Source organism: Bacillus sp. RO1, assembly GCF_012524115.1.
Lineage (GTDB): Bacteria > Bacillota > Bacilli > Bacillales > Bacillaceae_I > Sutcliffiella_A.
The window spans coordinates 1-9,316 of the sequence record NZ_JAAZWB010000016.1 but is presented as its reverse complement, the minus strand read 5'-3'; the positions used below and the strand labels follow the sequence as shown (position 1 = coordinate 9,316).

At 41.9% G+C, this 9,316-nt stretch carries 12 protein-coding genes; all 12 read right to left on the bottom strand.

Annotation, left to right across the window (positions count from 1 at the left end; genetic code table 11):
• Positions 1–313: 313 nt before the first annotated feature.
• Positions 314–1,789 carry a spore germination protein gene (locus HC179_RS00690; RefSeq protein WP_168862593.1) on the bottom strand — a complete coding sequence of 492 codons (1,476 nt, stop codon included), beginning with the start codon at positions 1,787–1,789 and terminating at the stop codon, positions 314–316.
• A complete protein-coding gene (spoVAEA, locus tag HC179_RS00685; RefSeq protein ID WP_168862592.1) occupies positions 1,737–2,348 on the bottom strand; it encodes a stage V sporulation protein SpoVABEA in 612 nt (203 codons plus the stop codon). Before spoVAEA ends, HC179_RS00690 begins: the two co-directional genes overlap by 53 nt.
• A gap of 6 nt (positions 2,349–2,354) precedes the next feature.
• Entirely contained in the window at positions 2,355–2,705 is a 351-nt protein-coding gene (spoVAE, locus tag HC179_RS00680) for a stage V sporulation protein AE (protein WP_148988299.1), read from the bottom strand.
• Positions 2,705–3,715 (bottom strand): stage V sporulation protein AD, encoded by a 1,011-nt coding sequence (gene spoVAD / locus HC179_RS00675; protein WP_168862591.1) that lies wholly within the window; start codon positions 3,713–3,715, stop codon positions 2,705–2,707. The genes spoVAE and spoVAD overlap by 1 nt, the downstream gene beginning before the upstream one ends.
• Before the next feature lie 12 nt (positions 3,716–3,727).
• Positions 3,728–4,186, bottom strand: coding sequence for a stage V sporulation protein AC (gene spoVAC, locus HC179_RS00670; RefSeq protein ID WP_168862590.1), 459 nt, complete (start codon positions 4,184–4,186; stop codon positions 3,728–3,730).
• A 14-nt stretch (positions 4,187–4,200) separates the two neighbouring features.
• Positions 4,201–4,623: a stage V sporulation protein AB gene (locus tag HC179_RS00665; RefSeq protein ID WP_148988479.1), complete on the bottom strand. Its 423-nt coding sequence runs from the start codon at positions 4,621–4,623 to the stop codon at positions 4,201–4,203.
• Complete coding sequence (locus HC179_RS00660; RefSeq protein ID WP_168862589.1) at positions 4,613–5,233, bottom strand: stage V sporulation protein AA; 621 nt, start codon at positions 5,231–5,233, stop codon at positions 4,613–4,615. Before HC179_RS00660 ends, HC179_RS00665 begins: the two co-directional genes overlap by 11 nt.
• Positions 5,234–5,361: 128 nt before the next feature.
• A complete protein-coding gene (gene sigF, locus HC179_RS00655; protein ID WP_010194391.1) occupies positions 5,362–6,117 on the bottom strand; it encodes an RNA polymerase sporulation sigma factor SigF in 756 nt (251 codons plus the stop codon).
• A 12-nt stretch (positions 6,118–6,129) separates the two neighbouring features.
• The gene (gene spoIIAB / locus HC179_RS00650) at positions 6,130–6,570 is read right to left on the bottom strand and encodes an anti-sigma F factor (RefSeq protein ID WP_010194390.1); all 441 of its coding nucleotides are present in this window, start codon (positions 6,568–6,570) and stop codon (positions 6,130–6,132) included.
• Positions 6,570–6,920, bottom strand: a complete 351-nt coding sequence (gene spoIIAA, locus HC179_RS00645) for an anti-sigma F factor antagonist (RefSeq protein WP_060667032.1) — start codon at positions 6,918–6,920, stop codon at positions 6,570–6,572. Before spoIIAA ends, spoIIAB begins: the two co-directional genes overlap by 1 nt.
• Before the next feature lie 131 nt (positions 6,921–7,051).
• Entirely contained in the window at positions 7,052–8,215 is a 1,164-nt protein-coding gene (locus HC179_RS00640; RefSeq protein ID WP_168862588.1) for a D-alanyl-D-alanine carboxypeptidase family protein, read from the bottom strand.
• 393 nt (positions 8,216–8,608) lie between these two features.
• Entirely contained in the window at positions 8,609–8,878 is a 270-nt protein-coding gene (locus HC179_RS00635) for a hypothetical protein (protein ID WP_168862587.1), read from the bottom strand.
• Positions 8,879–9,316: the final 438 nt, after the last annotated feature.

Genomic DNA, 9,316 nt, shown 5'->3' with positions numbered 1-9,316 from the left:
GCTCTGTTAAACACCGCTGTTGATTTCCGCACTAGGCTTCGCTTTCCTAGGGGCGTTTGGGGAGCCTCCTCGGAAAAGCGCCTGCGGGGTCTCCCCTAAACGCTATCTCCCTCAGGAGTCTTCGCCTATTGCTTCAATCAACAGCTAGTTTGCTGCAAAAATCAACAATATGCTTTAACAGAGCCAAAAGTTTAAGCAAAAGACAGCTAAACAGAATCTTTAGCTGTCTACAAACTCTTTCATTCTGTACTTGATTAAACTAAACTTTACCACACATGAATGCCTCTATCAAGCGAATATTCTTACTAGTTTGTTATTGAGGTTGTCTAAAACGATTTCTAGGATGAACGATACTCGGACGAATTTTTGCACCCGGTGTACTTCTTCTTACAAGGATCATGAGCAATGCTTTTGGACTGAATGGTATGAATGGCCATAAGTATGGCGTATTCAACGAACGAGTTCCTGCAAGGAATAATATTAATAATGTGATCCCGACAACCAATCCTGGTACGTGGAATAGCGCAACCAGAACTAAAAGTGACAATCGCATTATTTTATTGGCGACACTTAGTTCATAACTTGGGGTTGTAAATGAGCCAATTGCTGCTACCGCAACGTATAGAATAACCTCTGGTACGAATAGGCCCACATCAATGGCAATTTGTCCAATTAACACAGCGGCAATTAACCCCATCGCTGTAGAAAGCGCGGTTGGTGTGTGAATGGCTGCCAGCCTTAAGAATTCTACTCCTATATCTGCAAGAAAGATTTGAAAGACAACAGGGATATTGGATTCTTCATTTGGTCCGATAAAACTTATCTGTTCCGGAAGTAGACTTGGTTCCAAAATCATTAAAAACCAAAGTGGCAAAAGGAACAAAGAAGCAAAGATACCGCAAAAGCGGACCCAGCGGACAAAAGTACCAACTGCTGGAGACTGCCGGTATTCCTCTACATGTTGTACATGGTGGAAGAATGTAGTCGGGGTGATGATGACACTTGGGGACGTATCTACCATCACAATGACATGGCCTTCTAACAGGTGAGTCGCTGCAATATCAGGCCTCTCTGTGTAACGTACAAGTGGGAATGGATTGTAGCCTTGTTTTACAATAAACTCTTCTACCGTTTTATCTGCCATGGTCAGCCCGTCTATATCAATATTTTTCGTTTCTTTACGAACTATATCTACCAAATCAGGGTCTGCTACATCTTTTATGTACGCAAGACAAATGTCTGTTTTTGATCGTTCACCTACTTGAAAAATTTCGTATCGAAGCCGCTCATCTCTTATTCTTCTTCGTGTTAGCGCCGTGTTGACAATAATATTTTCAACATACCCATCCCTAGCTCCCCTGACCACTTTCTCTGTATCAGGCTCTTCTGGACTTCTTCCTGGGTATGCACGAGTATCAATGACAAAGCCGCTGTCTTCGCCTTCAAGCAAGATGACTACGAGTCCGCTAAGCACTTGGTCGACAACTTCATCCATATACTCAATATTGTTAACTTGCTGATTTACCAAACGATTGTTAACAATTTCTTTTACTTTGTAAGTCTTTTTTTCAAAATCATTGATATGAAGCAATTCTTCCATAAGTTCAATGATAAACATTGTGTCACAAAGACCATTAACATAATAGAGGTTCAGCTCTTTTCCAAGAATGGTGAACTTCCTTACGCCAAGGTCAAAGCTGACATTTAGCCCAACCTCGTCTTTGAAAAATTTTTCATTATTCGTCAGCTTCGGTGATATCGGTACTTTTTCCATTCCATTGTGAGACATCATACCCATTCCTCTCTAAAATGATTTCGACCGCTTTGCTGGTAATGGGAGCTCCTCGTTTTACATCATCTCTCCTTGCCATCTTGCCTATATCGCCTATTCCGACTATAAGCGGAAAATGCAATTCATCTAAACAATACACGGTATCTCCATTTATTCTTCCAATATCCATTTCCTGTATTCCACTTTTGTCAACTCCATAAGAGGAGACTTTTAAATCACGATCAACTGTCAGGTGCACTCTTGTCCATTCCGATTGATGTGTTTTAGAAGCAACAGCGATTACTCCTAATACTTCAATTTGTTTATGGGTGGCAACATAACGAAGAGCCCTCTCTCCTGCCCCCTCTCCAAGAAAACCGCTGTCATCAAACATTACAAAAACGGGTTCACTTTTCGCCTGCAATATCAGCTTTACTAACTCCTCCCCACTTAATAGGGTAGGATTTCCAAAGGAAGCGGAAATACATCTGCCACCATAATGTTTAGCAACAAGCTGTATCGTCTTCTTGGCATATACATCTCCATCCGTTATTAAGATGACCCGTTTTGTAATCACATCTATCTACCCTTTCGGTTTAAAGATAAGTGCGGCGATAAAAGCGAACAGAATGGCAGCTGAAATTCCCGCAGAGGTTAATTCAAATATCCCCATTCCAATCCCGATAAAGCCATGTTTCTCTGACTGATGCATGGCACCATGTAATAAGGAATGACCAAAGCTTGTAATGGGTACGGTTGCACCTGCACCAGCAAAGTCAATCAGCTTATCATATATTCCAAAACCGTCGAGGATTGCCCCAGCAACAACAAATGTACTCATCACATGCGCAGGTGTAAGCTTGGCAAAATCCAGTAATAGTTGCCCAATAACACAAATCAGTCCGCCCACTACAAACGCTATTAGATATTCCATTATGGTCCCACCCTCTCTAACACCACTCCATGGGCAATCGTTGGAATCGATTCCTTTTGCTGAATCATTGTAGGGCTTAGCAATGCTCCTGTTGCGACTACAAGTACCTTATTGATCATGCCGGTCATTAGTTCATTAATTAGATGGGCGTAAGTTACAACGGCACAACATCCACAACCGCTTCCCCCAGCAAAAACCTCTTGATCCGGCCTAAAAATCATCAACCCGCAATCACTATGCTTCACCGTGATATCATAGCCTTCTTCTTTTAGAAGTTCTTTCAGAATAGGACTACCAACACCAGATAGGTCGCCTGTCACAATCAAGTCATATGTATCAGGATTCACATTTAAATCTTGAAAATGTGCTTGAATGGTATCAGCTGCTGCAGGTGCCATGGCAGAACCCATGTCGAATGGGTCTGTAATGCCGAGATCCATTACCCTTCCAATGGTCGCTGAGGTAATGCGTATTGGGCTTGGCTCTTTGCTGACTAGCGCAGTACCGGAGCCTGTTACAGTAAAAGTTGCAGAATCTGGTTTTTGCCCGCCATATTCAGTCGGATAGCGGAACTGCCTTTCTGCAGTGGCATTATGGCTGCTGGTGGAGGCAAGCACCCTGTTTGCAAAGCCACCGTCCACAAGCGCTGCACCGACTGCCAATGTTTCCATCGAGGTAGAACAAGCACCAAACATACATAGAAATGGAATTTGATGGTGCCTTGCCACATAATTAGCCGTTACATTCTGGTTGAGTAAATCTCCGGCAAGGAAAAAGTCAATGTCCTTATATTCTAGATTCACTTTATTAAGACATGTTTGAACGGACTGCTCCATCAGTCTTCTCTCTGCAAGCTCCCAATTATCTTCACCGCAGTGGAGCTCATCATATGTTTTATCAAACAAGGAACCAAGGGGTCCTTCTGCTTCTTTCGGTCCAACTGCGGTCCCAGTTGAACTGATATAGATTGGATGTTCGAATACCCAACTTTGTTTTCCCGTAAGTCGCACTACTTTTACCCCCTAACCAGTAAAGCTCATATTTAATAGATATCTGATCATGCCAACCACATAAGCAGCAACCACTCCAAAAACTATTACACTGCCTGCTAGCTTAAACATATTTGTCGCCACTCCAAGTACGATGCCTTCACTTCTGTGTTCCATTGCTGCACTTGTCATGGAATTAGCAAAGCCAGTTACAGGCACTGCAGAACCGGCGCCAGCAAATTGACCCAGTTTATCGTAAATGCCAAGACCTGTTAGTAAGGCAGATATTAGAATAAGTGTAGCTACAGTAGGGTTGCCTACATTTTTTTCAGAAAAATTAAACACCGTCATGTAAAAATTCTGAATACCTTGGCCAATCAAACAAATCAGCCCCCCTACAAGAAAAGCCTTCACACAATTAATAACGTAAGGTGTTTTAGGCTGATATTTTTTAATGTTATTTTTATAATTATCCTTAATTTTTTCACTCATGATTGTCCTGCCTCCTACAAATTGACAAACACTAGCCAGTGATATAATGAACCAATTATTTTTCCGAACACAATGGCCATTAAAAGAATTGCCATCTGACCATCCACCCCGATTCTTTTTGCCAAAATCGGCAGCACATTCAACACTTCCGTCAAAGCTGCAGCCAGTAAACCAACAAACACCCCACAAAACAAACCAATTGGTATCGCAAGGATAGAAGGAAGATGAAAAGTCACGCTGTTTAAACTTATCCAACTTCCAAACAACGCGCCTCCAATTACCCCCCATTCGTAGCCATACACAAACTTTGTTGTTTTGGTCAATTGGGTCAATCTCGGTATGATCCCCAGCACCGCAAGAAACGCAACAAAGCCAGATCCAACAGCAAGCCCCCCAGCCAAACCGAGAAATACAACAAAAACGATATTAATCGTCATCAATTTTCTTCGAGCTCTCCTTGTTTTCATGCATAATTACATATTGATCAAGGTCCTGTTGATAATTGAACATTTCCACTTCAAGGGGGCTTGGCTCTTCGTTAATCCGTTTACGGAAAACGTGATTAAAAAATAATATCATCCCCAAACCCAAGCCAATGGAATAGGGAATCTGAAGAAGAAGCGGTTTGTCATCCTCAAGGCCAGTGATGGTTTTAAAAATCTTTTGATGAACGATCCGCATGCTAACATCTTCATGAAAATTCATGATGGCTAGTGCTGCACCTAGAAAAAGCAGGAGCCAAACACCGGCAAAAAACATCGGGCGGAATCGTTTTTTCTTATACACAACCTCCACAATGGTCTGAGCAGGCCCAAAGGTCTGAATATCCAGTTCTCCATCTACTTTTCTAATCTCTTTAATCAACCGCATTACATCTAACACGACGATGGACTTATCACTCATGTTTATTTGATGAATGTAAATATTCCGCACCTTGTCCAGAATTTCTGTATCTGCTACTAACTGGGCAACATCTTCGATTTTTATCATTTGATTTGGACGAGCTTGAATACGATGACGAAGGCGAACATATAGCGATTTATCCATCTTCCAAACACATCCTGCCAAAAGATATTGTATATGTAGTATGGATTAGTGGGAGAATTACCATGCAAAGGAAAAAAGAACACCAAGAATTACCACGTTTGGTACACAAGAAAAAAACCGTACGGACATCACTCATCCATACGGTCTTTCATTTGTTGCAATATTTTCTTTTCCAATCGGCTTACTTGCACTTGGGATATACCAAGCCGTTGTGCTACCTCGGTTTGAGTCTGATCCTTATAGTAACGTAAATATACAATCAGTTTCTCCCGCTCATCAAGCTCTTCAATGGCTTCTTTCAAGGCAATTTTGTCGAACCAGCGATGCTCGGAATGATCGGCGATTTGGTCCAAAAGTGTTATAGGGTCGCCATCATTTTCATAGACAGTTTCATGAATAGAGGAAGGAGCGCGTGCAGCCTCTTGGGCAAGGACCACTTCTTCCGCTGTGATTTCCAAGAACTCCGCTATCTCATTGATGGTCGGCACTCTACCATACCTTTTGGATAATTCATCCTTCGCTTTTCTGATTTTGTTCGCCACTTCCTTCAACGAGCGGCTAACCTTCACACTTCCGTCATCCCGGATGAATCGTTGAATTTCACCAATGATCATCGGAACGGCGTAGGTGGAAAACTTCACGTCATAGGAAAGGTCGAACTTATCCACTGATTTTAATAAGCCGATACACCCAATTTGAAACAGGTCGTCCGGTTCATAGCCTCTGTTCATAAAACGCTGAACCACCGACCAGACAAGCCTCATATTCTTTTGCACAATCGTATCTCGTGCTTCTTGTTCGCCAGATTGACTTCTTTTTATCAGTTCTTTCACTTCATGATCTTTTAGGTATGTTTGTGTTTGGTTCTTAACCTCAACATCCATAGGTTTAGCTCCTTAATTACAAAGCGCTTTGCTCTTAGCTAAATACTTGGTCATACGGATTGAGGTGCCTGTTTCTCTTGATGAATGAATTTCTACATAATCCATAAAGTTTTCCATGATGGTAAACCCCATACCAGAACGCTCGAGCTCAGGCTTAGTAGTATATAACGGCTGTCTAGCTTCCTCTACATCATCAATTCCCATACCTTCATCTCTGATGGTGATATGGACAGCTCCGTCTTCAAGTTCGACAGAGATGTAAACAGTGGCGTTAGGGTCATTGTCATAACCATGAATGATGGCATTTGTTACAGCTTCTGAAACGACTGTCTTGATCTCCGTCAATTCATCCATGGTCGGATCCAATTGCATGATGAAAGCCGCTACTGTTACCCTTGCGAACGATTCATTTTGGCTTAGGGCAGAAAATTGAAGATTCATGTGATTTTTCATTATGCCACCCCCAATTTTTGCAGGGCGTTTTCTTCACTTTCTTCTAAACGGATAATTTTAAATAGCCCGGACATTTCAAACAGACGTTTAACAGCAGGTGAAATAGAACAAACCACCATTTCTCCCCCATTATTTTTAATTTGCTTATAACGACCCAATATGACACCGAGCCCTGAGCTGTCCATGAAGGACAACTGTTCCAAATTTAAAATAATATGAGTGATCTGATGTTTTTCAATTATAGCCGTAGCTTGGTTACGTAAATTTTCAGCTGTATGGTGGTCCAATTCACCTGCTAAACGTACACAAAGAACATTTTGTTTGACTTCCAAATCAACGGTAAGACTCACTGCACTTTCCCCCTTGTGGAAACTTTGTTCAGTGAGTCAATTTCTATATTTTATTTCCGTTTTCCTGCCTACAGACAAAACTAGTGTTTATTCGCTAAAAAAACAGGTTCTATTTTGGTGGTTGTTTGAATTTAACCTAGCTTGGAGAAGTGACCCATGGAACGTTTGAAAAGTTGCCACCAGCTTGCCTCATTACTGTCTTTTGCAGCTACAAGGTCACTCTCAGAAAGAACCTTTCCACCTTTTTTCAAGACAATCTTTCCTACTTTGTCCCCTTTTTTCACAGGGGCTTTCACATTTTCATCCAATGTAATTTCTTTCACCACGTCATCGGTATTTTCACCTTTTTTTGTGAGTACAGATATCGGTTCGCTTGTCACAGCATCTACTTCTTTTTCAGAACCTTTACTGATTTCCACCCTACCTACGGCTACGTTTCGTTCATACATCGGGTGTGTTTTGTACTGACTGAATGCAAAATCCAGCATGTTGGTAATTTGAGCATTTCTGTCTTTCGGTGTCGGTGCACCAAATACAACTGCAATTACTCGCATGTTGTCTTTTTTGGCAGTAGCTGTTAAACAGTATTTTGCTTCTTGTGTAAATCCTGTTTTCACTCCATCTACTCCAGGATAGAATCTTACCAGTTTATTTGTATTCACCAACCAGAATTTCTTTTCAGAATCTTGTCGGAGATAGTCTTCATATTGACCGGTATATTTGGTGATGCCTTCATATTTTAGTAGTTCTTTTGCCATTACCGCCATGTCATTTGCCGTGCTGTAATGATCTTTTGCCGGTAACCCTGTAGGGTTTTGGAAAAGTGTGTTTTCTAGTCCCAAATCCTTTGCTTTAGCATTCATTCTGTCTACAAATGCATCTTCAGATCCCGCAATACGCTCTGCCATAGCGACAGAAGCATCATTTCCAGAAGCAATCGCAATACCGCGAAGCATTTCATCTGTGGTCATTTCTTCACCAGGCTCAAGGAAAATTTGCGATCCCCCCATAGAGGCTGCATATTCACTTGTCCTGATTTTTTCATCCCACGTAAGTTCACCTTTATCAATAGCTTCCATAATTAAGAGCATTGTCATGATTTTCGTCATACTCGCCGGAGGCAATTTTTCGTGTCCGTTTTTTTCATACAACACTTGACCCGTGTCGCGTTCAATCAATATAGCAGATCTAGCATTTTCAGTAAGTTGAACACTTTTTTCTTCCGCCCCTGCAACAGGACTAAATGCGGAAAAAGTAAAAGCAATTGCGATTATTGCAGTAATAAACTTTTTCATCCTTAGACCTCCAATCATATTCCTACTTCACATTTTTTCCAAAAAAATAAGTTTTATACTAAGTTTTGGAAATGCAGGGGAATAATTTTATCGCTTGAATAAGCATTTACTCTCGGGTAACTTGTAACTGCCAAAGGTCCCTCGAAATATTAGCCTTACATTGCCTTTGCGCTTTATCCCCTAAAGATTGGATGGCGATGAAGTTGTCACTTGAATTATTATACCGGTGGCGAAGTCCTATCGACCATGAGGACCACCCTCTTCCTTTTTTCTCGTCACTATGTCTTCATCACGGCGATGAGGACTTCTCTCTTCCTTTTTTCTTGTCACAGAGGTCTTCATATCGACCATGAGGACTTCTCTCTTCCTTTTTTCTTGTCACTGAGGTCTTCATCACGGCGATGAGGACTTCTCTCCTCCTTTTTTCTTGTCACAGAGGTCTTCATATCGACCATGAGGACTTCTCTCTCCTTTTTTCTCGTCACCGAGGTCTTCATTACAACCATGAGGACTTCTCTCCTCCTTTTTCCTTGTCACCGAGGTCTTCATTACCACCATGAGGACTTCTCTCTCTCCTTTTTTCTCGTCACCGAGGTCTTCATCACGGCGATGAGGACCCCTCTCCTCCTTTTTCCCTGTCACAGAGGTCTTCATCATGACCATGAGGACTTCTCTCCTCCTTTTTTCTCGACAATGAGGTCTTCATCACGACCATGAGGACTTCTCTCTTCCTTTTTTCTCGTCATCGAGGTCTTCATCACGGCGATGAGGACTTCTCTCCTCCTTTTTGATTGTCAAAGAGTGCTTCATCATGACCATGAGGACTCCTCTCCTCCTTTTTTCTTGTCACCGAGGTCTTCATCACCACCATGAGGACTTCTCTCTCCCTTTTTTCTCGTCACCGAGGTCTTCATCACGGTGATGAGGACTTCTCTCCTCCTCTTCCCTCGTCACTGAGGTCTTCATTACCACCATGAGGACTTCTCTCTCCTTTTTTTCTCGTCACCTAGGTCTTCATCACGGTGATGAGGACTTCATCTTTTTTCCTTGTCATAGAGGTTTTCATCACGACCATGAGGACTTCTTTCCTCCTTTTTCCTT

What these genes read in the sequence shown, in the direction of transcription:
- spoVAC (WP_168862590.1), bottom strand. Translation starts at nt 4,186, where the DNA reads ATGAGTGAAAAAATTAAGGATAATTATAAAAATAACATTAAAAAATAT.
- spoVAE (WP_148988299.1), bottom strand. Translation starts at nt 2,705, where the DNA reads ATGGAATATCTAATAGCGTTTGTAGTGGGCGGACTGATTTGTGTTATT.
- HC179_RS00640 (WP_168862588.1), bottom strand. Translation starts at nt 8,215, where the DNA reads ATGAAAAAGTTTATTACTGCAATAATCGCAATTGCTTTTACTTTTTCC.
- HC179_RS00635 (WP_168862587.1), bottom strand. Translation starts at nt 8,878, where the DNA reads ATGGTCATGATGAAGACCTCTGTGACAGGGAAAAAGGAGGAGAGGGGT.
- HC179_RS00665 (WP_148988479.1), bottom strand. Translation starts at nt 4,623, where the DNA reads ATGACGATTAATATCGTTTTTGTTGTATTTCTCGGTTTGGCTGGGGGG.
- sigF (WP_010194391.1), bottom strand. Translation starts at nt 6,117, where the DNA reads ATGGATGTTGAGGTTAAGAACCAAACACAAACATACCTAAAAGATCAT.
- spoIIAB (WP_010194390.1), bottom strand. Translation starts at nt 6,570, where the DNA reads ATGAAAAATCACATGAATCTTCAATTTTCTGCCCTAAGCCAAAATGAA.
- HC179_RS00660 (WP_168862589.1), bottom strand. Translation starts at nt 5,233, where the DNA reads ATGGATAAATCGCTATATGTTCGCCTTCGTCATCGTATTCAAGCTCGT.
- HC179_RS00690 (WP_168862593.1), bottom strand. Translation starts at nt 1,789, where the DNA reads ATGTCTCACAATGGAATGGAAAAAGTACCGATATCACCGAAGCTGACG.